This is a genomic window from Dyella japonica A8, from assembly GCF_000725385.1.
GTDB classification, from domain to species: domain Bacteria; phylum Pseudomonadota; class Gammaproteobacteria; order Xanthomonadales; family Rhodanobacteraceae; genus Dyella; species Dyella japonica_C.
The window spans coordinates 4,603,382-4,625,712 of record NZ_CP008884.1 but is presented as its reverse complement, the minus strand read 5'-3'; the positions used below and the strand labels follow the sequence as shown (position 1 = coordinate 4,625,712).

Genomic DNA, 22,331 nt, shown 5'->3' with positions numbered 1-22,331 from the left:
TTGGGTCACCGACCTGGATCATGCGCCTATCCCTCTCCCTCATTCGCTCTCCATGGACCGCTCAAGCGGCATGGATCGGGGGTGCTTGCGCCTGATCCAACGTCAGCAGGCGCCTTGCCGGGCACCTGCCGTTCTCTCCAGAGGAGGTTCGATCATGTTTGAAAACCAGCAGCGTGATGATGTCGAAGCTTTGATGAAGGCCGACGCTGAGTTTCGTCGGCTCTACCAGCACCATCAGGAGCTCGACAGCAAGGTGCACGACGCCGAGATCGGCGTCCTTCCCATCGACGACATGACGTTATCGGGCATGAAGAAGGAGAAACTCCACGCGAAGGAGCGACTCCAGCGCATGTGGGACACCCGAGCGCACCACATCAACTGAATCTGCGACGTTTTCGCATGAACGCGGCCCCGGCGCCTCACGGCTCCGGGGCCGCGTCGTTCATGGCTCCGCCGCAAGGGTGTCGTGCTGCTCGGGTATCATCGGCGTTCCAAGCGGCCGCCACCAAGCGGCCGGCGCCTATTGCAAGGAGTTCCCATGTCGGTCCACCAGAGTGTCCTCGAACTGATCGGACGTACCCCGATGGTACGCGCGCAGCGCCTGGACGTTGGACCGTGCGAGCTGTTCCTGAAGCTGGAAAGTGCCAACCCCGGTGGTTCCGTCAAGGACCGCATCGGCCTGTCGATGATTGAGGGCGCCGAGAAAGCCGGCAAGATCCGCCCGGGTGACACCCTGGTCGAAGGCACCGCCGGTAATACCGGCCTGGGCCTGGCCCTGGTGGCGCAGCAGAAGGGTTACCGCCTGATCCTGGTGGTGCCGGACAAGATGAGCCGCGAGAAAATCTTCAACCTCAAGGCCATGGGCGCCGAAGTGGTGCTCACCCGCTCGGACGTGGCCAAGGGCCACCCGGAGTACTACCAGGACATGGCCGAGCGCATTGCGCGCGAAACCCCGGGGGCGTACTTCATCAACCAGTTCGGCAACCCCGACAACCCGGCGGCGCATATCGCCACCACCGGTCCGGAGATCCTTGAGCAGCTCGACGGCAAGGTAGACGCCATCGTGGTGGGCTGCGGTTCGTCGGGCACGCTCAGCGGCCTGTCCAAGTTCTTTGCCGAGCACTCGCCCAACACCGAATTCGTGCTGGCCGATCCGGTCGGTTCGATCCTGGCGCAGTACATCAACGAGGGCACCCTCTCGACCAAATCGGGCAGCTGGATGGTCGAGGGCATCGGTGAGGATTTCCTGCCGACCATCAGCGATTTCACGCGCGTGAAAAAGGCCTACGCGATTCCCGACAAGGAAAGCTTCCTGGCCGCGCGCGAGCTGCTGGCGAAGGAGGGCATTCTCGGTGGTTCTTCCACCGGCACGCTGCTGGCCGCTGCGCTGCGCTACTGCCGCGAGCAGACCAGCCCCAAGCGCGTCGTGACCCTGGTGTGCGACACGGGCAACAAGTACCTGTCGAAGATGTACAACGACTACTGGATGCTCGACAACGGCTTCATCGATCGCGAACAGCACGGCGACCTGCGTGACCTGTTGCTGCGCCCCTTCGCCCAGCGTGACACCGTGGTGGTGGGGCCGAACGAATTGCTCATGACGGCCTATACGCGCATGAAGCTGTACGACGTCTCGCAGTTGCCGGTCATGGATGGCAGCCGCCTGGTGGGCATCCTCGATGAATCGGACGTGTTGATGCACGTGCACGCGGACGAAACCAAGTTCCGCGACGCGGTGTCCACCGCCATGATCACCAACCTGCAGATGCTGGACGTGCGTTCGCCTATCGAATCCCTGCTGCCCGTGTTCGAGCGTGGGCATGTGGCCATCGTGGTGGACGGCGAACAGTTCCTGGGCCTGATCACGCGTATCGATCTGCTGAACTATCTACGTCGCAAGGTGCATTGAAGCCCGGGTGACGGGGCGTTCAGCATGGACGGTGGACCATCGGCCACTCGGCCGCTGGTCTTGAAAGTTTGCTGAAATCGGTTGCGGACAAAGTCGCTGTTTCGCGACCGACCCCCAGGCCGCGCCCGTTCTAAGGAGTGACAACTCATGTGTGGAATCGTTGCCGCCGCCGCCCAGCGTGACGTGGCTCCCTTGCTCATCGCGGGCCTGAAGGCCCTCGAATATCGCGGTTACGACTCAGCCGGCCTCGCCGTGCTGAACGGCGGCGAGATCCGTCGCGTGCGAGCCAAGGGCAAGGTGCGCGAGATGGAAGGCCTGTACAGGGCCGACCCATTCCCGGGCGGCACCGGCATCGCGCACACGCGCTGGGCCACCCATGGCGTGCCCAACACGGCCAACGCGCATCCGCATGTGCAGGGTGGCGTGGCGCTGGTGCACAACGGCATCATCGAAAACTACGCCACGTTGCGCGGTGAGCTGGAAGCGCGTGGCCATGTCTTTACGTCGGAGACCGACACCGAGGTCATGGCGGCATTGATCAGCGAACGCATGGTTTCGGGCAAGTCGCTGCTGGATGCCGTGTCGTCCGTGGTGCATGAGCTGGAAGGCGCCTATGCGATCGCCGTGGTGAGCGACAGCGAGCCCGGCCGCGTCGTCGGCGCACGTCGCGGTGCGCCCCTGCTGGTGGGCGTGGGCATTGGCGAGAACTTCCTGGGTTCCGATGCCCAGGCGCTGATCCAGGTCACCAACAAGATCATCTACCTGGAAGAGCACGACGTCGTGGAGATCACCCGCGACCAAGTGCAGGTGTATGGCCACGATGGCAAGCCGGTCGAGCGCGCAGTGCATGAAAGCGAACTCTCCAAGGACGCCGTCGAGCGTGGCGAATACCGCCACTACATGCAGAAGGAAATCTTCGAGCAGCCGCGCGCCGTCGCCGATACGCTGGAGGCTCGCATCAGCCCGAACGGCGTGTTGCCCAACATCTTCGGGGTGGGCGGCGACGAACTGTTGGCCAAGGTGAAAGGCCTGCACATCATCGCCTGTGGCACCAGTTATCACGCCGGCCTTGTCGCCAAGTACTGGATTGAGGAATACGCCCGTCTACCGGTGAATGTGGAGGTGGCGAGCGAATACCGCTATCGCGAGGCCGTGGTGCCGGACGGCACCTTGTTCGTGGCCATTTCCCAGTCCGGCGAAACGGCGGACACGCTGGCGGCGATGCGCGAGTCGCGTCGTCGCGGCTATCTCGGCACGCTGGCGATCTGTAACGTGCCCGAATCGTCGGTGGTGCGCGAAGCGGACCTCAAGCTGATGACGCGCGCGGGCCCTGAGATCGGCGTGGCCTCCACCAAGGCATTCACCACGCAGCTCGCGGCGCTGGGCCTGCTGACGCTGCAACTCGCGCACCAGCGCGGCCTGGATGGGGCGCGTTATGCCGACCTGACCGCACAACTCCTGCACATGCCTTCGATGATCGAGAAGGCGCTGGAACTGGAGCCGCGGATCATCGAGCTTTCCGAGCGCCTGATCCATCGCCAGCACGCGCTGTTCCTCGGGCGCGGCGCGCAGCATCCAGTGGCGATGGAGGGGGCACTCAAGCTGAAAGAGATCTCCTATATCCACGCCGAGGCCTATGCGGCGGGCGAACTCAAGCACGGCCCGCTGGCGCTGGTGGATGAGGACATGCCGGTGATCGCGGTGGCACCCAATGGCCCCCTGCTCGACAAGCTCAAATCCAACCTGCAGGAAGTGCGCGCCCGCGGTGGCGAGCTGCTGGTGTTTGCCGATGGCGAGGCGAGCATGGATGGCAATGCATCGCGAGGCGTGATCCTGCGCATGGATGGCGGGGGCGATTTCATCGCACCCGCCGTGTTCACCGTGCCGATGCAGTTGCTTGCCTACCACGTGGCCGTGTTGCGCGGCACCGACGTGGACCAGCCACGCAACCTGGCAAAGTCGGTGACGGTTGAGTGAATGACTCAGGCTGCGGCGCAAGCACTGTAGGCATGTCGTGCCGGTTCATGTGAATCGGCCTCGTTGACATCTCTTGAATGGCGGATCTGTAGTCGGTCGTGAACGTCGCAATGGCGATAGACTGGCGCTCCCGAATGAAATCGGACACGCCGATGAAGTGCTTCAAGGCTTATGACATCCGTGGCCGCGTGCCCGATGAACTCAATGATGACGTTGCGTATCGGCTAGGGCGTGCTTTTGCCCAAACCGTGAATGATGGCGTCGTGGTGGTGGGGTTCGACGTGCGTCGGGACAGCCCGTCCTTTGCACAGGCCATCATTCGTGGCCTGAACGATGAGGGTCGTGACGCGATCGACATCGGGCTGTGCGGCACGGAAGAAGTCTATTTTCAGGTGTTTAGCCGTGGAGTCGCGGGCGGCATCATGGTGACTGCCAGCCACAATCCCATCGACTACAACGGCATGAAGCTGGTTCGGGATGGAGCACGCCCCATCAGTGGCGATACTGGCCTGCGCGACATCGAGCGTCTCGTTGAGGCAAACGCGTTCGGACCAGTGGCCGCGAAGCGTGGGGGCGTTACACACGATCATGACAAGTCGGCTTACATCGAACATCTTCTTGGATACATCGATCCACGAGCCATGCGCCCGCTCAAAGTGGTCGTCAATGCAGGCAACGGTGGTGCGGGTGTCGTGATTGACCTGCTTGCGGCGCACCTGCCGTTGCAATTTGTTCGCATCCATCACGAGCCTGATGGAAGTTTTCCCCATGGCATCCCAAATCCTCTGCTTCCCGAAAACCGCGCGGCTACCGCGGAGGCGGTGCGCCGACACGGCGCGGATTTGGGTGTCGCTTGGGATGGCGACTTCGATCGCTGCTTTCTGTTTGATGCACAAGGGGAGTTCATCGAGGGCTATTACATCGTCGGCTTGCTCGCCGCGCAGATGCTGCAAAGGCATCCCGGCGCGAAGGTCATCCACGATCCGCGGCTCACCTGGAACACGATTGAGATGGTCAGGCAGGCTGGCGGAATTCCCGTCGAAAGCAAGACAGGACACGCGTTTATCAAGGAGCGTATGCGCGCCGAGGATGCGATCTACGGCGGCGAGATGAGCGCTCATCATTATTTTCGAGAGTTCGCCTATTGCGATTCCGGCATGATCCCATGGCTGTTGATTGCCGAACGTGTGTCCGGCGGTACCAGCTTGGCGGATATGCTGGCCGAGCGCATGGCAGCCTATCCGTGCAGTGGCGAAATCAACTTCGTAGTCGACGATGCGCCAGCAACTGTGGCGTCCGTGCTGGATTATTACGCCGCGCAACATCCCCTGGTCGAACGCGTTGATGGTATCAGCGCTGACTTCGGTCGCTGGCGCTTCAATCTACGCTCGTCTAACACGGAGCCGCTGTTACGGCTCAACGTCGAGTCCCGAGGCGATGTTGAGCTAATGAGCGCAAAGACGCTGGAGCTCTCCTCCCTCATTCAGAAATGAGAAAGGCCCCCTCGGGGGCCTTTCTCATTGGGATGCCTCAAGCTTCAGGTCCGGCCGTAGGCGTCGTCGAAGCGTACGATATCGTCTTCGCCAAGATAGCTTCCGGATTGAACCTCGATCAGCTCGACCGGTACCTTCCCAGGGTTGCGCAGACGATGTTTGCTGCCCAATGGAAGGTAGGTACTCTGATTTTCAGCGAGCAAGAAAACTTTGTCGTCACAGGTCACTTCAGCCACGCCCTTGACCACGATCCAGTGCTCCGCGCGATGGTGATGCATCTGCAGGCTTAGCGAGGCGCCGGGTTTCACCACTATGCGCTTGACCTGGAAGCGATCACCGCGCTCCAGGGAGTCGTATGTTCCCCAGGGGCGGTGCACCACACGATGAAGATCGTGCTCCGTACGGCCGGCATCCTTCAATTTTTCGACGACCCGCTTAACCTCTTGCGAGGCATTGCGATGTGCAACCAGGGTGGCATCGGGCGTGGTGACCACCACGACGTCTTTCAGGCCGATCGTGGCCACCATGTGACGGTCATGCGAACGGACCAGGCTGCCCCTGGTGTCCAGGGCAATCACATCCCCCTCGACGTGATTGCCATTGGCATCCTTTTCGGCAGCGAGCCACAGTGCATCCCATGATCCGATATCCGACCATTGGCAGGCCACGGGTACGACGGCAGCTCGCGACGTCTTCTCCATGACCGCATAATCGATGGAGTCGCTGGGAGCTGAAGCAAAGGTTTTCGCTTCCAGTCGAATGAAATCGAGATCGATGTTGGCGTTCTCGAACGCGGCGCGCGCGGCGGCAAGCATGGCAGGCGCATGCTTGCCGAGTTCGTCGATGTAGCTGGCAGCGCGAAACATGAACATGCCCGAGTTCCAGTCGTACTCGCCGCTGGACACATAGCGTTCCGCAACCTCGAGCTGCGGCTTCTCGACGAATTGTTCGACCTGGAAAGCCCCCCCCCCAAGGGCCTTGCCACGGCGGATGTAGCCGAAGCCTGTCTCCGGACGATCCGGGCGGATGCCGAACGTCACCAGCCAGCCCTGCTCTGCCAGCGGCTGTGCCTTCGCCACCGCCGCGGAGAAGGAGGCTGCATCGCCAACCAGATGGTCTGCGGGAAGGACTAATACGATGGCCTCGGGATCTTTGGTCAATGCCTGCAGCGCACCGACTGCAATCGCCGGTGCCGTGTTGCGTGCGACCGGTTCGAGCAGGATGCTGGTATTACTGATCTGCAGCGCCTGCAATTGCTCGGCAGCGAGGAAGCGATGGTCATCGCTTGCGACCACGACTGGAGAAGTGGCTCCTGCAAGGTTGAGCGCGCGTTGTACCGTCTGCTGAAACAGCGTTTCGCTACCCGCAAGCGACAGGAATTGCTTGGGTAGGTTCCTGCGCGAGATCGGCCACAGTCGTGTGCCGCTGCCTCCGCTGAGAATCAAAGGAATCAGCATGATTTTTCCGTCGAAGAGGGGAGGGTCATGGTGTCGAGCACCTGTTCCAGTCCGATTTTCCAATCGGGAAGGGGTATGCCGAAATGGCTGTGAAACCCTTGGTTGTCCAGTACCGAGTAGGCGGGGCGTCTAGCGCGCGTGGGGAAGTCGGACGTGCCGATGGCGCGTACAAGAGGGCGCTTGGAAAGCAGGCCGCGATCAACGGCACCGGCGAAGACGGCCTCGGCAAATCCATGCCAGCTTGTCTTGCCGCTTGCCACAAGATGATGGGTGCCTTCCAGGGCGGATCGCGTTTCTACTGATGCATGGAGCCAGCGATCCAGCGCGGCCAGCGTGCCGGCTACGATAAGGTTCGTGCTGGTCGGTGCCCCGATCTGATCGACAACGACGGACAATTCATCTCGTTCCGCACCAAGTCTTAGCATCGTGCGCAGAAAGTTTTGGCCGTGGGCGGCATATACCCAGGCGGTGCGGAAGTTGAAATGTGCGGCGCCACTGGCAGCCAGAGCGAGTTCGCCCGCCAATTTGCTGCGGCCGTAAGCGCCAAGCGGATCGGTTTGTGCGCCAACGCCATATGGCGTACGGGCTTCGCCATTGAACACGTAGTCAGTCGAGTAGTGCACAACGAGGGCATTGTGCACACGAGCCCACTGGCCCAGCTCGGCGACGGCCTCGCCATTGATTCGAAGCGCGAGGTTTTCTTCTTCCTCGGCGCGATCGACAGCGGTATAGGCGGCGGTATTGATCACCACGTCGGGGTGCAACTGGTGCAGTACGGCCCGAAGACTGGAGGTGTCCGACAGATCGGCGACGTAGCCGTCCCCGCCCTCGGTTAGCTGACCATCGCGGCTGGCGGCGAACAGCTCGCCGCGTTCCGACAGTCCGCCCTGTTTAATGAAGCAACGACCCAGCTGGCCATTGGCGCCGAGCAGAAGGATCCTCACTGGGTCCACCTTGGCAGGCGAGGAGACGGGACGTCCCGCAACAAAGGGGCCTTTTGGTCCTTCTCCGACAACAGGGGATTCCTCACTGGCCAATCAATGCCAAGGTCGGAGTCGTTCCAGCGCACGCCGGCGTCGGCCGACGGGTCATACAGCGCGGTGCATTGGTAGGTGAAAATCGCGAACTCGCTCAGCACGCAGAAGCCGTGGGCGAATCCCTCGGGTATCCAGAAATGTCGATGGTTTTCCCCGGAAAGCATCACTCCTGTCCATTGGCCGAAGGTAGGCGAGCCTTGACGGATATCTACCGCGACGTCATAGACCTCGCCTTGCAAAACGCTCACCAACTTGCCCTGCGGGCTGGGCCATTGATAGTGGAGACCACGCAACACACCCTTGCTGGAGCGCGACACATTTGCCTGGACGAAGTTGGCGTCGATTCCGGCGTCGCGGAATGCCGCTTGGTTGTAGCTTTCATAGAAGAAGCCGCGGCCATCGCCAAAAACCCTGGGCTCAAGTACCAGCGCCCCCTGTAGAGGCGTTTCCTGGATCTTCATGGGGCGATGCCTTGTTCAGTCAGTGCATAGAGGTATTGCCCATAGCCAGTCTTGGAAAGCTCCGACGCCAGTCGACGCAGTTGTTCCGAATCAATCCAGCCATTGAGGTAGGCAATTTCTTCAGGGCAGCACACTTTGAGTCCCTGGCGGTGTTCAATGGTCTGTACGTAGTTTCCAGCTTCGATCAGCGATTCGTGGGTGCCGGTGTCAAGCCAGGCAAAGCCGCGACCAAGTCGCTCCAGGTGCAGCGAGGCGTCCTTCAGGTAGCATCGGTTCAGATCGGTAATTTCCAGCTCGCCGCGCGCCGATGGGCGCAGCTGCAAGGCGAAATCACAGGCGCGTTCGTCGTAGAAATATAAACCCGTGACTGCGTACTGTGATTTCGGTCGCTCCGGTTTCTCTTCCAGGCCAACGACCCGGCCCTGTGCATCGAACTCGGCAACGCCATAGCGCTGCGGGTCGCTTACTCGATAGCCGAATATGGTGGCGCCGGCCGATTGCTGAACAGCACGCTTGAGGTGTGCAGTTAGCCCGACGCCGTAGAAAATATTGTCGCCCAGTACGAGGCAGCTTCGGCGGCCGGCGACGAAGCTGCGACCGATGATGAAAGCCTCGGCCAAGCCGTTAGGCGACGGCTGCACTTCGTATTGGATGTTGATGCCCCATTGAGAGCCATCGCCGAGCAAGCGCTGGAACAACGCCTGCTCATGCGGCGTATTGATCACCAATATGTCGCGGATACCCGCCAGCATCAGCGTAGCGAGCGGGTAGTAAATCATCGGTTTGTCATAAACCGGCAGAAGCTGTTTGCTGATTGCGCGGGTGATGGGGTGCAACCTTGTGCCCGATCCACCGGCAAGAATGATTCCTCTTGTGCTCACAGGCCCAATCGCTCCATTCGATAACTGCCGTTGAGTACGCGTGTTGTCCAGGCTTGATTGGACAAGTACCAGGCAATCGTTTGACGAATACCTTGTTCAAAGGTGAGCGAAGGGCGCCATCCCAGCTCGCGATGAATCTTGTCGGCATTGACGGCGTAACGACGGTCGTGACCGGGACGATCCTTGACGAAGGTAATGAGAGACTTGCGAGGTGCCTGGTTGGCCAGCGGTTGCCGTTCGTCAAGGACGGCGCAGATGGTTTCCACCACCGCGATGTTTGGCCGCTCGGCATTGCCGCCTACGTTGTATGTCTCCCCGACTCGTCCAGCTTCCAATACACGGCGAATTGCCTCGCAATGGTCGCCGACGTAGAGCCAGTCGCGAATGTTCATTCCGTCGCCGTAGACCGGGAGGGGTTCCCCGGACAACGCCTTTTGTATGACCAGCGGGATGAGCTTTTCCGGAAACTGGTATGGCCCATAGTTGTTGGAGCAGTTCGTGGTTAGCGTAGGCAAGCCGTAGGTATGATGAAATGCCCGAACCAGATGGTCAGAGGCTGCCTTGGACGCCGAATACGGCGAATTGGGTGCGTAAGGAGTCTGCTCGCTGAAGTGTCCCTCAGCACCGAGCGAACCGTAGACCTCGTCGGTGGAGACGTGGAGGAAGCGGAAGCGTTCGCGCGCTGCATTATCGAGCGCAAGCCAGTAATCGCGGGAGCACTCGAGCAGGGCAAGGGTGCCCACCACATTGGTCTCGATGAACGCCGCCGGGCCATCGATGGACCGATCGACATGTGATTCGGCTGCAAAATTGACGATGGCGTCGGGTTTGTGCTCATCGAGGATACGGGTCACGCAGGCGCGGTCGCCAATGCTGCCCTGCACAAATATATGATTGTGGCTATTTTTGACGGCATCCAGGGTGCCCAGGTTGCCCGCGTAGGTCAGAAGATCGAGGTTCACGATCTTCAACCCGTCGGCAATTGCCTTCAGCACGAAGTTCGCTCCGATGAAGCCCGCGCCGCCGGTCACCAGTAAAGTTGTCATTAGGGGGTCTTGGTCGAGAGTCTATTTGGCATTGTGCCATGAGGTGCAGGGGGTGCGGCCCCATGTTTTTACCGCATAACGGAGTGTGTTAAGACAAGGCTGCGGGCTACCGGTATCATTAGGGGATTGCCCAAATGGACACGGTCCACCCCATGAGCCCCAAAAAGATATCCAGCGCCAAGCAAAAACAAGCCGTGGAACTTGGCTTGGGGACCCGGGCTATTCATGCAGGACAGCATCCGGACCCGACCACGGGGGCAATCATGACCCCCATTTACGCGACTTCCACCTACGTTCAGGAAAGTCCAGGTAAGCACAAGGGGTACGAGTATTCTCGAACGCAAAACCCCACGCGCATGGCGTATGAGCGTTGCGTGGCAGATCTGGAGGGCGGCGTCGCCGGTTTTGCTTTCGGGTCGGGCTTGGGTGCCGCCGCCACGGTATTGGACATGCTTGACTCCGGCAGCCATGTGATCGCGATGGATGACCTGTACGGCGGCAGCTATCGCTTGTTCGAGCGTGTGCGCCGACGTTCGGCGGGCCTGGATTTCAGTTTTGTCGATCTGAACGACACCGCAGCGCTCAAGGCAGCATTGAAACCTAATACGCGGATGATCTGGGCAGAAACGCCTACCAATCCGATGCTCAAGCTCGTGGATCTGGCAAAGGTTTCGCAGTTTGCCAAGAAGCACGGATTGATCCTGGTGGTCGACAATACTTTCTGCTCACCCATGCTGCAGCGTCCGTTGGAGTTCGGTGCGGATCTGGTGCTGCATTCCGCCACCAAGTACCTCAATGGTCATTCGGATATGGTTGGCGGCATTGTTGTGGCCGGCAGCAAGGAAATGGCCGAACAGATGGCATTTCTTCAGAATTCCGTCGGTGCCATCGCCGGTCCGTTCGATTCGTTCTTGGCCATGCGTGGCCTCAAGACGCTTCATCTGCGCATGAAGGCTCATTGTGAGAGTGCCATGCACTTGGCAAAGTGGCTTGAAGGCCACTCCGCCATCGATCGCGTGATTTATCCTGGGCTAAAGAGCCATCCGCAGCATGCGCTGGCTAAGCGCCAGATGCAGGGGTTTGGCGGCATTATCTCTATCGAGGTCAAGGGCGGGCTCAAGAGCGCGCGCCGCATGCTCGAGCGATGCGAGCTGTTTGCACTTGCCGAATCTCTTGGTGGCGTAGAAAGCCTCATAGAGCATCCTGCCATCATGACCCATGCTTCAGTACCACCGGCCAATCGCAAGCGCTTGGGCATCAGCGATGGTTTGGTTCGCCTGTCGGTGGGCGTTGAGGACGTCGTGGACCTTCAGGGTGAGCTTCAGCGCTCCCTGGCTGCATAGGACTAGCACGTGGGTCATACGAATTCGGTGCAACTGCAAAACACGGCTGCTGGGTCGTTTGCTGCGGCCTGGTCAGATTTTAATGCGGCCATCAAGCGTCATGAGGTCTGGGCTGCCCTGGCTTGGCAGGATATTCGCCAGAAATACAAACGATCCGTACTGGGTCCGTTTTGGATCACCTTGACCATGCTGGTCACCATTTCGGGCATGGGGCCTTTGTATGGATCCCTGTTCAAGATGGACATCCGGGATTTCATTCCCTACCTGGCGCTGGGCATCATCACCTGGGGATTGCTGTCGAGCTTGATTCTCGAAGGGTGCGTAACATTTCTGGGTTCGGACAGCCTTATCCGGTCTGTTCGCCTACCCATGGGCACGTATGTGTTCAGAATGATTTATCGGAACGTGCTTACCTTCGCGCACAATCTGGCGGCTTATATCCCCGTCATATTGTTCTTCGGCATTACTCCGCAATGGCGCTGGTTGGCCGCTATCCCTGGCGTGTTGATCATAATTCTCACTGCCATACCCCTTAGCTTCATCCTGGGTATCTTTTGCGCTCGATTCCGCGATATGCAGCAGATTATCGGGAGCATTGTGCAGCTGGTGTTTTTCATGACACCCATTTTCTGGAAGCCTGACCTGCTGAGGGAGCACGCCTACCTGGCGAACTTCAATCCTCTTTACCTGTTCATTGAAACCATTCGCGGCCCCATTTATGGGTACATTCCCGGCGTGAACACTTATCTTGGCGTTTGCGGCGTTATGATCCTGCTGTACGTCCTGGCGATTCCTTTGTTCGTCAAGTACCGCCAGCGAATTGCTTTCTGGGTGTGACCGTGGCGCACATTATTCTGGATCAATGCGGCCTTTCCCTGCCTGTGTACGGGGTGGGCAATCAATCCTTCAAGCAACTTGCCTTGTCCGCCGTGACCGGTGGAAAGATTGCGTCCACTAGTCGTCACATCATGGTGGTGGAGGCTTTGCGGGGCGTGTCGCTGGATATTCAGCCCGGTGATCGCGTTGGCCTGATCGGGCACAACGGTTCGGGCAAGACAACCCTGCTGCGCATGCTGGCTGGCATTTATCCGCCAACGGCCGGTTCGCTGTCGGTCGAGGGGAATGTCACCAGCCTGATAGACGTCACGCTGGGTATGGATTTCGAGTCGACCGGCTACGAGAACATCTACATCCGCGGGTTGATCCTTGGTCTGAAGAAGAGCCAGATCGCTCAACTCATGCCGGAGATCGTAGAGTTTTCGGGGCTTGGCGAGTACATGCATATGCCCGTCCGCACCTACTCGAGCGGTATGGTGTTGCGCTTGGCGTTTTCCATTGTCACTTCCGTGCAGCCTGACATCCTGCTGATGGATGAGTGGCTCAGTGTGGGTGACGCCGAGTTTGTATCGAGGGCGGAGGCTCGTCTAAAGCGCCTCGTCGACAATGCAAGCATCCTCGTGCTGGCCTCGCACAGTCCGAAAATCGTGGCCGATCTGTGCAATGTGCGCGTTACTCTCGAGCACGGGAGCGTTGTCGGTGTCGAGCGATCGTAAGGTTCCTCTTCGTCAGTCTGGGGGAGGGCAGCAGGGACGATGATCCGCAGTGTCACTGCCGTTGTCACTTTTCATCGAGAGGGCGAGTACGCCAGGACTGCGCTTGCGTCCATTGAACGTTGCAGAGCGTATGCGGAGAAGCGCGGCCTGTCTGTCAACTTCGCCATGACGCTGGATAACGGGGATGCCACCACTGAGGAGGCCATCGTCTCTCACGGCGGGCTGCGCGACGACGATCGATTGTTTCACATTGATCTGCGTGACTTGTCCCTAAGTCGCAACTACGCCATTGCTCACTCCGCCAGCGATGTGGTCGCCACGTTCGATGGCGACGATCTGTTTTCCGAGAATTGGCTGTACGAGGCGGTATCGGCCATCAAACAGCACGGTCCAGCAACCATCGTGCACCCCGAGCTTATAGTCGCCTTTGGTGGCTGGACCGCCTATTGGTACCAGATGAACCAGTCCGATCCCCGGTTCCGGCCTGAGTCACTGCTGTCCATCAACCACTGGAATGCTTGCTCCGCGGCGCGCCGTGAGGTCTTCGAGCGCTGTCCGTACGTGTGCGCCAGGGTGGGGGAGTCAGGTTTCGGCTTCGAGGACTGGCACTGGAACTGTGAGACAATCGCGGCCGGCTACGTTCATCGCGTCGCCCCCAGGACACTAAGGGCCGAGCGCAGGAAGCTTTCCGGCTCGCTCAATGTGGGACATCAGGACGCAGGCGCCGTCATCCGGCGTACGGCTATGTTCGACCGGGTACCCTGATGTACAAGGCATTTCGCGCCATTTACCGGGGATTTGACCGCACAATATTGCGGAGACTGCCGTCGCGGATGGAATGGTGGTTCAGTGCGATCATCTTTAACGGTGCCAAGCTGATATTAGGTTCGCGCTTGAAGGCGCGGACGGTCGGAGAATTCGTTGCGGGGGCGCACTCCGTACGATTGGGGGGGCGCCTGCCCGCCTGGGCCCAGGCCGAACTCCAGTCACTGGCTGGTCTTGAAGGGGATCTCCTGCCCTTGGGTAGGGGGGGGCAGGCCGTTGGGGAGTACATCATCCCCTGGGACTCGGTCCTGGCCGGAAAGGCCTATTTCCGGCTGCTAAAGCAAGCGAGCGGGACATTCGATGCGATATTATTGATCGGATCGAGCTTTTCGGAGGCAGCGCTCAAGTGTTTTGCAGCCAACGATAAGCGTCGCTTGTTGATTCTGGATCTGGATGGTGTCGTCGCCCCCGTTGGGGAGGCTCACTGCTCCGTTGCGGTGCTTCCCAGGCGAAACCTCGCAGAGGATGAGTGCGTCGCCGTGGTGACCCGGCTTTTGATCCAGATGGCACCTGCCGAAATTCTGTTTACCGGGCATCCGGTGGCGGATACATGCTTCCGCAAGCATGGCAAGGCGCTGCAGCAAGCCAGTTTACTCGTCAGATTGTCCCCCGAAGGTCGCCGCTATTTTGATGTAGAAGGGGCAGGCCCTCAGGAACAAGCACCCGATGGCATTTTTCGGGACAGATGAGCTATCTTTTAAAGCTGAATTAATTCTGAATTAGGACGAGCGCACCCGTGCCCAAAAAGAAGATTGCCATTGCCGGAGCCGGCTTTTCTGGCGCAGTCATCACGCATCAATTGAGCCAGGCGGGTTACGAGATCGACGTGTTCGACACTCGAGGCCACGTGGCGGGCAATTGCCATACCGAGCGCGACGCCGACACGGGTGTCATGGTTCATGTGTATGGGCCGCATATTTTTCACACCAGCAATGAAGAGGTGTGGCGTTACGTCAATGAATTCGACGAATTCATGCCGTACATCAATCGTGTGAAGGCCAATGTCGGCGGAAAGATTTATTCCATGCCGATCAATCTGCACACAATCAACCAGTTCTTCGGCAAGGCGCTCTCGCCCAAGGAGGCGGCTGCATTCGTCACCACGCTGGCAGACGAAAGCATCGCTGATCCCCAGACGTTTGAAGAGCAGGCCCTTCGCTTTGTCGGTCGCGATCTGTACGAGGCCTTCTTCCGCGGTTACACCCGCAAGCAGTGGGGTATGGATCCGACTGAGCTCCCCGCAAGCATCCTCAAGCGCTTGCCGTTGCGCTTCAACTATGACGACAACTATTACAACAGTCGGCATCAAGGTATTCCAAAGAACGGATATACCCATATCGTCGAGAAAATGCTCGACATGCCGGGCGTCAAGTTGCATTTGAGCACCCCATTCACGCGTGAAATGGTGCCGAGCTACGATCATGTGTTCTATAGCGGCCCGATCGACAAATGGTTCGATTTTGCCGATGGGCGTTTAGCCTATCGCACCCTTGACTTTGAAGCCCACACCGACAACGGCGATTTCCAGGGCAATGCCGTCATCAACTATTGCGACGAATCGGTGCCGTGGACGCGTATCTCTGAGCACAAGCATTTTGCTCCCTGGGAGTCCCACGAAAAGACGGTGATATTCCGGGAGCGCAGCCGTGTTTGTGGTGAGGACGATATTCCGTACTACCCGATCCGTCTGGTTGCCGAAATGAAGCAGCTAGCCAGCTACGTTGACCTGGCGCGCCAGGAGCAGTCGGTAACGTTTGTTGGTCGTCTGGGCACGTATCGTTACCTCGACATGCACGTGACGATTGCCGAGGCGCTGGACGTGTCGCGCCGTTTCCTTGCCGACCCGGATGGGATGCCCGCGTTCAACGTGGACATGTGAGGCTAAGCCTTGCCAATGGGCTGGTACATATCATTGGCTAGTTTGAATGGATCGAATGGATGTGCCCGGAAGCGCGCTGCGGCGCGCTCCCGGTGGCTGTGGAAGTAAACAGAGGGAGAGGGGGTCCTTTCCTGGGTTCAACGCCTGTCGCAGCGGCTTGATTGCGCGCGGCGGGCCTGGTCCAGCGTGCGACCCCTGTTGATAGCCATGATGAAGAGAAGTCGATAGATGACCGCCAAGCGCGTATATACCAACGCTGCGTATGACAAGGGGCTGGCCGCAGGCTCTGTGAGCATCATAGTTCCGGTCTACAACACCGAAGCTTATGTGCTGGCTACGCTGAAGTCGCTGGAAGCAGAGCACGCTGATCGCCACGAGATCATCGTGGTGCACGACGGGGGGAGCGACAACAGCCTCGCCATCGTGTCCGAGTGGGCCAAGGAGACGCAGAGTCCTGCGCTGATTCTCGATCAGCCCAACGCGGGGCTTTCCGCTGCGCGGACGTCGGGCATGGAGCACGCGCGTGGCGAGTTCATCGCGTTTCTTGACAGCGACGACCTGGCGACTCCTGGCATCTACTCGCGCATGACCTTGGCGGCCATCGACAACCGCTGCGACGTCGTGTTGTGTCGTGGTGCCGTTCTGGACGACACGACCTCGCGTCTCACACCGTTCTATGACGATTGGCTGTGGGAAGAGATTGCCGGCAATCGGGTTTTTGTGCAGAGCAGCCTGCGCAGCGAGCCGCGCTTGTTGCGCCTGGAGCCCAACGCCAATATGCGCGTCATTCGGCGTAGTTTCTTTGATGCCGCGGGAGTGAGCTTCGAGCCCGGCTTGCTGTTTGAGGACCTGCCGCCCCACGTGCTCGAGATGGCTGCGGCCAGCCGCGTTGGCTTGCTGAACACTACGGGCTACATCTACCGTGTAAACCGACCCGGCAAGATCACTGATGAGCGTAGTCGTCGCCGATTCGACATGATTCGCAGCGCGGGTCTGGCGATTGACGCTGGGCTCAGTTGCAAACTTGATCCGCAGGCGGGCGGCGCCCTGCTCAGTATGCTTGTGCGCATGCTGTTTTGGTGTGCGGAGAATGTCGTACTGAGTCAGCGCAAGGAGTTTTTTGCACTGGCGGCTGAAGTGCTGCAGCGCGTGCCCAAGGAATGGGGGATGGCGCATCGGCAGATGTTCGGCGCGCAGCGTGACCGCATACACGTGGTCTGCTTCATGGATGGTCTGGTCGACGCACTGATGCTGTTCAGTCTCGGGAGTCGCCCGGATATCTCAGATCTGCTGAAGATCTATCAGTCGCAGACTGATGATATTGGCAAGCACGTCTTGCGGCGTATGGCCAAGACTGCTGCGGCGCGGTTTATCCGTCGTCAGCGCCCGCTCGTGACCGAGAGAATCGCATGATCAAGTACCCTGAAATTTCCATTCTCTCCAAGCAGATTTCGGCGTTGATCGATCGTCAGATGATCGAAGATGACGTCTGGCGTATGGAAAATGCCTGGTACGGCAGCCGCGTTTTTCCTGAGCGGCCGCAGGGCGTATGCGTTTACATCGGTGCGCGCTCCGGATTGGAGGTGCTGCTGCAGCTGGAATATCTGCCGGGCTCGACCATCGATGTGGTGGAGCTCGATGCTCGTTTGCATGAGGCCCTGCTCGTCACCGTACGCAATGACTCGCGTGTACGGGTTCATGCGTCCCTGGAAGCGTTGTTCGAGGCGTTGCCCGAGGGTAGCATCGTCGATCATATGCGCCTGGAGGCTCACTACCTGAGCATGGCCGAGGCGCTGGTGGAGCGCTATCGCATCATTGCCTTGACCACCGAGCTCCATGGCACCATGCAGGTGAGCGACGGCGCGCGCAGGTTGCGTGGGCGCGTAGAGTATCTGTACCTGGCCCATCCTTTGGGCGGTGGCCGCGGTTTTGACAAGGGAGCGCCCGAGTTTGACGTATCGGTGATCGTTCCGGCCTACGGCGTCGAGAAAGAACTGGCTCAATGTATCGAGAGTCTTGCTCAGCAAACCGCTGAGCGACTTGAGATCATTGTCGTGGACGACGGCTCGCCGGATCGCAGCGGGGAGATTGCCGACGACTTCGCGCGGCGCTACCCGGGGCGCGTGTTCGTGATCCACCAGAAGAACGGCGGTTGCGCCGCAGCGCGTAGCGCGGGTCTGGCGGCGGCACGTGGCGAGTACGTGGGCTTCGTTGATGGCGACGACTGGGTCGACCTGAACATGTACCGCCACCTGCACGATATCGCCATCAATCACGGTGCCGAGATCGCGCAATGCGGCTTCCAGCTGCATTACTCCACCGGAGAGGTGGAGAGCGGTAACGACATCTACGCAGGCTCGGGCCCCTATGGACGACAGGGTGTGATCAGCAACGCGGTCTCCATTCTGACCGTTCAGCCCACGATCTGGCGTCGTATCTACTCGCGTCAGTTCCTGAGCGCCAACCGCATCGATTTCCCGGCGCACATCAAGCGTTTCGACGACCTGCCGTTCCAGTTCGAAGCGTTGAGCAACGTCAAATCGATCGTTACCACCGCTGAACAGTACTACTACTACCGCCAGGGGCGAGTTGGCCAGGACATCATGGCCAAGGACAAGCGCCTGTACGTGCATTTTGAGATTTTCGATTATCTCAAGCCGCGTATCTGTGACCACGCCAAGATGGACGTCATCTTCAAACTCCTCGAAGTGGAATTGAATTCCCACAACTGGAGCCTGGGGCGCATCGAGCCGCAATATAAAGAGGAGTACCACAAACTTGCGGTGGACTCGCTACGTCGTGGCTATGAAATGCTTGGTCCGAAGCGTATCCGGCGCATTGCAAAGGGACTCGGTCCGGTTCCTTTGGCGCTGGTTGAGGCGTCGCTCAAACCTTGAGGTGATGCAGCGGATTTTGCGCTTGGCAAGTCGTGAAATCCGCTACAGCTTTACGACAGCTTTTGGGGTAAAGTGAGTTCATAAGACTGTCACAAAGATGCGCGCGGGTCGGCCCTCTTTGTCGCAGCATGGACGGTGGAGTCGCCGCGCCATGAACTAGAACTCACCTCTCCTGAAGGAGCAGGAACCCTGGGGGATGCGGGAGTGCATCCAGCTTGGTGTCCTGTTATTCGATAAGTGCATGCAAAACCTTGGCTCTGAGAACGCCCACCTGTTCCGGACAGTATTTAAGTACGGCTCCACGATGTATGGGCTCTACGGCGACATGGTGTTGGGGGTGGACGGTTTGGTCCGTTACTACTCCCACCCGAACGAGCGCCGATACGAGTTATGCGACGACCGACTGCTCTTTTTCAACGAAGTCGATGAGGTCACGGCGGAGTTGACGCGGGTTGGGGAGGGACAGGTCTTTTTGTCGGGGGGGCTTCAGCGTGTATTCCTGTTGCCCACTCTGGTGCTGGATGAGCACCCGGCGCCGCTGCCTGATTATCCGCCCATGCTGATTAATTCCATTCCCAAGTCGGGTACCTATCTCGTCGAGGGGGTGCTTCGTCATTTGGGCGTGGCGCCTATTGGGCTTCACCTGGGGAGCTACATCTACGACGATAATCGGGGCATCGAGGAGGCTGACGTACATCGGGCTCCGCAGTCCCGCCGTCATTCGCTGCCAGCCGGTGCTTTGGCCGCATTGATGGGGCGAGGTGAGTGTGTTGTTGGCCATATTGAAGACAGCTTTCAGTTGGCCGCCATCGACAAGTTAGGCGTCGCCAAGTTGAATTGCATCCGCGATTTGCGCGATGTGCTGATTTCGCTTTATCGGTTCAAGCTGAGCACTGTAGACCCCCTGGATGTCGAGGACCGACTCTGGCGCGCACTCCCCGAATCAGGCCGATTCCTTGGCTTTTTGCTGCACTTTGCTGATCGTGATGTGAAGCACGTTCAGGAAGTTGCTCGGGCCATTGCCGCCGATGTTGGCGTTCGGCTGAAATTTGAAGAGCTCCTGACCGGGCAATTGACGGAAGATACGAGCGCAGCTCTCGCTGCCATTGATGGAGAACTCGCCACAGCGTTCTCGACAAAACTGCCGCTCGTGCTGGGGATGCCAACTTCAACATTGTCCGATAGACCTAGCTCCCACGAGGAGCACTGGTCCGCGGCGGTGCAGGACTTCTTTGAAGAGTCAGGCTTGGCAGAGGCCAATCGTATGCTCGGTTACTAACTTTTCTCAGAACCGCTGGCAGAATCCCGTAGTGATTCAAATTCAGCATTCCTGCGACGGATGAAAATCCGGTGCCCGGCGGCTTGTTGAAAGTCGAGACGTTGGATCCCCTCCCGCAGGGCAGAGGCACAGTTATGGGTTCCGGTGCTCGCGGCAGATCTGCCAGGTACTCTCAGTGCTCGGTCCTTGGGCGTCTCGCGTGATGTGCTGAGATAGCGTGGACACGTGGCAAGATTGAGTAGTGGCCTACGGCTCTGAGGGGCGGGCTCACGCTGTCCGATGACTGATACGTTGGCAACTCAGGTCAGGCGGCATGTGAGTTACCGTGCTCGCCCTGATACCGAACCCCAAAGGTGGCGGCGATAGTCGTTCTATCACGGGCTGGGCGGCCCGTTTCCTCTGCGTGTCGCGTTTTGCCGTCTTGACTTGCTAGCTGATGAGAGGCGGAAAGCGCCAGGTTGCCTGTGTTGGCCGCACGCCATGTCGGTCAAAGGCTCAGGGACACGGAACCTTGGAGTATGTCGCGTTCACGGCTAGGCAAGTGTACTTGCGCGGCTCATGGCAGGCCTGTTCCAGGGCGAATGCATCGCCAGCTTGCATTTGCCGTTGTCAGGCGGAATAAATGACCTTGGCCAGCGCCGACCGCCCGGCTATGCGGCATAAGGCATCGTAAGCCATTGGTTAAGTATGATATTTGGCGTGGTCGCAGCGTCTGCCGTTCCTGATGAGTGCTGGACTATCGAGAATATGGGCCAGCATGGCCCGACCCAGGTTCGCCACCTCATTGTCTCGATCGCCATTGCTTTAGATGATCGAAGGCAGATCCCGTGCGCAAGGGCCGCGGTTATCGCGGGGCGGGCGCTCAGCCCAGCCTCGAAAAAAAAGCGCCTGGCCCCTTATCATAGGGGGCTTAAGGGGTGCGATTTCGCTCGGGCATAGATCCAGGGCGACGAAGCTTCAATTCGAAGCGCGCTAACGAACGGCAAGGGAAATTCAATTCGATATGAGCACAGATCGCGTAGCAGTACTCGGCGCTGGTCCCATGGGGCTGGGTGTCGCTTACCAGTTAGTCAAGGATGGTCGCAAACCTGTGATCTTCGAGGCCGATGACCGTGTTGGTGGTATGGCTGCATCGTTTGATTTCAATGGCCTAAGCATTGAGCGTTACTATCACTTTCACGCTACGTCTGATGACGCCTTCTTCCAGGTTCTAAAGGAACTCGGCCTTGAGGATCGTATGCACTGGCGCGAAACCAAGATGGGGTACTTCCATAACGGACGCGTCCAACCCTGGGGAAATCCCATCGCATTGCTGAAATTCAAAGGCCTTAGCCTGCCAGCAAAGATTCGATATGGCATTCATGCGTTTTTGTGTACGCGTCGGAATGACTGGAAGCCCCTGGACAAGATCGAGGCCAGTGGCTGGATCCGGCGCTGGGTTGGCGAAGAGGCATGGGAGCTCTTGTGGCGTCGGCTTTTTGAATACAAGTTCTACGACTATTCCAACAATTTGTCGGCGGCTTGGATCTGGAGCCGCATTCGCCGGATTGGCAGGTCACGTTACGACCTATTCCGCGAGAAGCTAGGTTATCTGGATGGCGGCTCGGACACCTTGCTTGTTGCCATGCGCGACTACATCGAGCGAAATGGGGGCGAGTTCCATCTGAGCTCACCCGTTCAGAAGGTGCTGATGGAGGAGGGCAAGGTCACAGGTGTTGAAGTGGCTGGGCAACATCTCGCGTTCGATAAGGTGATCAGCACTGTTCCACTGCCTTACGTGCCGCGCTTGATGCCTGATCTGCCTGAAAGTTTACTGCAGGCCTATCAGAGCGTTAAGAATGTAGCGGTCGTCTGCGTCATAGCAAAGCTGAAGAAGCCTGTAACCAACAATTTCTGGTTGAATACAAACGATCCGGAAATGGATATCCCTGGAATTGTCGAGTACACCAACCTTCGTCCGTTGGATTGTCACGTCGTATACGTGCCTTTCTATATGCCCGGTGAGCATCCGACATACCAGGATGCGGACTCGGTGTTCATCGACAAGGTCCGGCGATATCTGCAGAAGATAAACGCCGATCTTGAGGATGATGACTTCATTGATGTCCGCGCAAGTCGGTACCGGTTTGCACAACCTGTTTGCGAACCAGGATTCCTTGACCGACTTCCGCCAGTGAAGTTGCCCATTGATGGCCTGCTGGTTGCGGATACCTCCTACTATTACCCCGAGGACCGCGGGATTTCCGAGAGCATTGGTTTGGCGCGCTCAATGGCGAAAATGATTTGAGCGACAA

Annotated in this window: 19 protein-coding genes; 14 read left to right on the top strand and 5 right to left on the bottom strand. The window is 58.9% G+C overall.

All coding sequences use genetic code 11. The annotated features are described in order from the left end of the window. Positions 1–154: 154 nt before the first annotated feature. From HY57_RS19700 to HY57_RS19685, 4 genes are all read left to right on the top strand, one after another. Entirely contained in the window at positions 155–382 is a 228-nt protein-coding gene (locus HY57_RS19700; RefSeq protein WP_019467062.1) for a YdcH family protein, read from the top strand. Between the two features lie 156 nt (positions 383–538). Further along, positions 539–1,909, top strand: a complete 1,371-nt coding sequence (locus HY57_RS19695) for a pyridoxal-phosphate dependent enzyme (protein ID WP_019467063.1) — start codon at positions 539–541, stop codon at positions 1,907–1,909. Between the two features lie 147 nt (positions 1,910–2,056). Next, entirely contained in the window at positions 2,057–3,886 is a 1,830-nt protein-coding gene (glmS, locus tag HY57_RS19690) for a glutamine--fructose-6-phosphate transaminase (isomerizing) (protein WP_019467064.1), read from the top strand. Positions 3,887–4,038: 152 nt separating this feature from the next. Continuing rightward, entirely contained in the window at positions 4,039–5,379 is a 1,341-nt protein-coding gene (locus HY57_RS19685) for a phosphomannomutase (protein ID WP_100218283.1), read from the top strand. A gap of 44 nt (positions 5,380–5,423) precedes the next feature. On the opposite strand, the gene HY57_RS19680 is transcribed toward HY57_RS19685, so the two are convergent. Genes HY57_RS19680 through rfbB form a run of 5 tightly spaced genes read right to left on the bottom strand, consistent with a single transcriptional unit; the run spans position 5,424 to position 10,261 of the window. After that, positions 5,424–6,836, bottom strand: coding sequence for a mannose-1-phosphate guanylyltransferase/mannose-6-phosphate isomerase (locus HY57_RS19680; protein ID WP_026034232.1), 1,413 nt, complete (start codon positions 6,834–6,836; stop codon positions 5,424–5,426). Beyond that, on the bottom strand, positions 6,830–7,780 hold the full coding sequence (rfbD, locus tag HY57_RS19675; protein WP_019467067.1) for a dTDP-4-dehydrorhamnose reductase: 951 nt from the start codon (positions 7,778–7,780) through the stop codon (positions 6,830–6,832). The genes HY57_RS19680 and rfbD overlap by 7 nt, the downstream gene beginning before the upstream one ends. Continuing rightward, on the bottom strand, positions 7,777–8,334 hold the full coding sequence (rfbC, locus tag HY57_RS19670; protein ID WP_019467068.1) for a dTDP-4-dehydrorhamnose 3,5-epimerase: 558 nt from the start codon (positions 8,332–8,334) through the stop codon (positions 7,777–7,779). The genes rfbD and rfbC overlap by 4 nt, the downstream gene beginning before the upstream one ends. After that, positions 8,331–9,215, bottom strand: a complete 885-nt coding sequence (gene rfbA / locus HY57_RS19665; RefSeq protein WP_026034233.1) for a glucose-1-phosphate thymidylyltransferase RfbA — start codon at positions 9,213–9,215, stop codon at positions 8,331–8,333. The genes rfbC and rfbA overlap by 4 nt, the downstream gene beginning before the upstream one ends. Beyond that, positions 9,212–10,261 (bottom strand): dTDP-glucose 4,6-dehydratase, encoded by a 1,050-nt coding sequence (gene rfbB, locus HY57_RS19660; protein ID WP_026034234.1) that lies wholly within the window; start codon positions 10,259–10,261, stop codon positions 9,212–9,214. Before rfbB ends, rfbA begins: the two co-directional genes overlap by 4 nt. 152 nt (positions 10,262–10,413) lie before the next feature. Between rfbB and HY57_RS19655 the strand changes: the two genes are divergently transcribed. The 10 genes from HY57_RS19655 (at position 10,414) to HY57_RS19610 (ending at position 22,324) form a co-directional block, all read left to right on the top strand. Beyond that, complete coding sequence (locus HY57_RS19655; RefSeq protein WP_038581463.1) at positions 10,414–11,604, top strand: trans-sulfuration enzyme family protein; 1,191 nt, start codon at positions 10,414–10,416, stop codon at positions 11,602–11,604. Positions 11,605–11,613: 9 nt separating this feature from the next. Beyond that, positions 11,614–12,441: an ABC transporter permease gene (locus tag HY57_RS19650; protein ID WP_235186591.1), complete on the top strand. Its 828-nt coding sequence runs from the start codon at positions 11,614–11,616 to the stop codon at positions 12,439–12,441. Between the two features lie 2 nt (positions 12,442–12,443). Beyond that, a complete protein-coding gene (locus HY57_RS19645; RefSeq protein ID WP_038581460.1) occupies positions 12,444–13,157 on the top strand; it encodes an ABC transporter ATP-binding protein in 714 nt (237 codons plus the stop codon). A 39-nt stretch (positions 13,158–13,196) separates the two neighbouring features. Then, the gene (locus HY57_RS19640) at positions 13,197–13,922 is read left to right on the top strand and encodes a glycosyltransferase (protein ID WP_019467074.1); all 726 of its coding nucleotides are present in this window, start codon (positions 13,197–13,199) and stop codon (positions 13,920–13,922) included. Beyond that, positions 13,922–14,671 (top strand): hypothetical protein, encoded by a 750-nt coding sequence (locus tag HY57_RS19635; RefSeq protein WP_038580136.1) that lies wholly within the window; start codon positions 13,922–13,924, stop codon positions 14,669–14,671. The genes HY57_RS19640 and HY57_RS19635 overlap by 1 nt, the downstream gene beginning before the upstream one ends. Before the next feature lie 47 nt (positions 14,672–14,718). Then, positions 14,719–15,861 carry a UDP-galactopyranose/dTDP-fucopyranose mutase family protein gene (locus tag HY57_RS19630; protein ID WP_019467076.1) on the top strand — a complete coding sequence of 381 codons (1,143 nt, stop codon included), beginning with the start codon at positions 14,719–14,721 and terminating at the stop codon, positions 15,859–15,861. Between the two features lie 228 nt (positions 15,862–16,089). Next, positions 16,090–17,274, top strand: a complete 1,185-nt coding sequence (locus tag HY57_RS21010; RefSeq protein ID WP_026034236.1) for a glycosyltransferase — start codon at positions 16,090–16,092, stop codon at positions 17,272–17,274. Next, positions 17,271–18,758 carry a glycosyltransferase gene (locus HY57_RS21005; RefSeq protein ID WP_019467077.1) on the top strand — a complete coding sequence of 496 codons (1,488 nt, stop codon included), beginning with the start codon at positions 17,271–17,273 and terminating at the stop codon, positions 18,756–18,758. Before HY57_RS21010 ends, HY57_RS21005 begins: the two co-directional genes overlap by 4 nt. A 241-nt stretch (positions 18,759–18,999) precedes the next feature. Then, the gene (locus HY57_RS19615) at positions 19,000–20,037 is read left to right on the top strand and encodes a hypothetical protein (RefSeq protein WP_144240859.1); all 1,038 of its coding nucleotides are present in this window, start codon (positions 19,000–19,002) and stop codon (positions 20,035–20,037) included. A 1,003-nt stretch (positions 20,038–21,040) separates the two neighbouring features. Next, positions 21,041–22,324, top strand: coding sequence for an NAD(P)/FAD-dependent oxidoreductase (locus tag HY57_RS19610; RefSeq protein ID WP_026034237.1), 1,284 nt, complete (start codon positions 21,041–21,043; stop codon positions 22,322–22,324). Positions 22,325–22,331: the final 7 nt, after the last annotated feature.

Bases quoted from the DNA above. Each gene is read 5' to 3' on its own strand.
- rfbB (WP_026034234.1), bottom strand. From the start codon at position 10,261: ATGACAACTTTACTGGTGACCGGCGGCGCGGGCTTCATCGGAGCGAAC.
- HY57_RS19610 (WP_026034237.1), top strand. From the start codon at position 21,041: ATGAGCACAGATCGCGTAGCAGTACTCGGCGCTGGTCCCATGGGGCTG.
- HY57_RS19700 (WP_019467062.1), top strand. From the start codon at position 155: ATGTTTGAAAACCAGCAGCGTGATGATGTCGAAGCTTTGATGAAGGCC.
- HY57_RS19695 (WP_019467063.1), top strand. From the start codon at position 539: ATGTCGGTCCACCAGAGTGTCCTCGAACTGATCGGACGTACCCCGATG.
- HY57_RS19680 (WP_026034232.1), bottom strand. From the start codon at position 6,836: ATGCTGATTCCTTTGATTCTCAGCGGAGGCAGCGGCACACGACTGTGG.
- HY57_RS19685 (WP_100218283.1), top strand. From the start codon at position 4,039: ATGAAGTGCTTCAAGGCTTATGACATCCGTGGCCGCGTGCCCGATGAA.
- HY57_RS21010 (WP_026034236.1), top strand. From the start codon at position 16,090: ATGACCGCCAAGCGCGTATATACCAACGCTGCGTATGACAAGGGGCTG.
- HY57_RS19615 (WP_144240859.1), top strand. From the start codon at position 19,000: ATGCAAAACCTTGGCTCTGAGAACGCCCACCTGTTCCGGACAGTATTT.
- HY57_RS21005 (WP_019467077.1), top strand. From the start codon at position 17,271: ATGATCAAGTACCCTGAAATTTCCATTCTCTCCAAGCAGATTTCGGCG.
- rfbC (WP_019467068.1), bottom strand. From the start codon at position 8,334: ATGAAGATCCAGGAAACGCCTCTACAGGGGGCGCTGGTACTTGAGCCC.
- HY57_RS19635 (WP_038580136.1), top strand. From the start codon at position 13,922: ATGTACAAGGCATTTCGCGCCATTTACCGGGGATTTGACCGCACAATA.
- HY57_RS19640 (WP_019467074.1), top strand. From the start codon at position 13,197: ATGATCCGCAGTGTCACTGCCGTTGTCACTTTTCATCGAGAGGGCGAG.
- HY57_RS19655 (WP_038581463.1), top strand. From the start codon at position 10,414: ATGAGCCCCAAAAAGATATCCAGCGCCAAGCAAAAACAAGCCGTGGAA.
- glmS (WP_019467064.1), top strand. From the start codon at position 2,057: ATGTGTGGAATCGTTGCCGCCGCCGCCCAGCGTGACGTGGCTCCCTTG.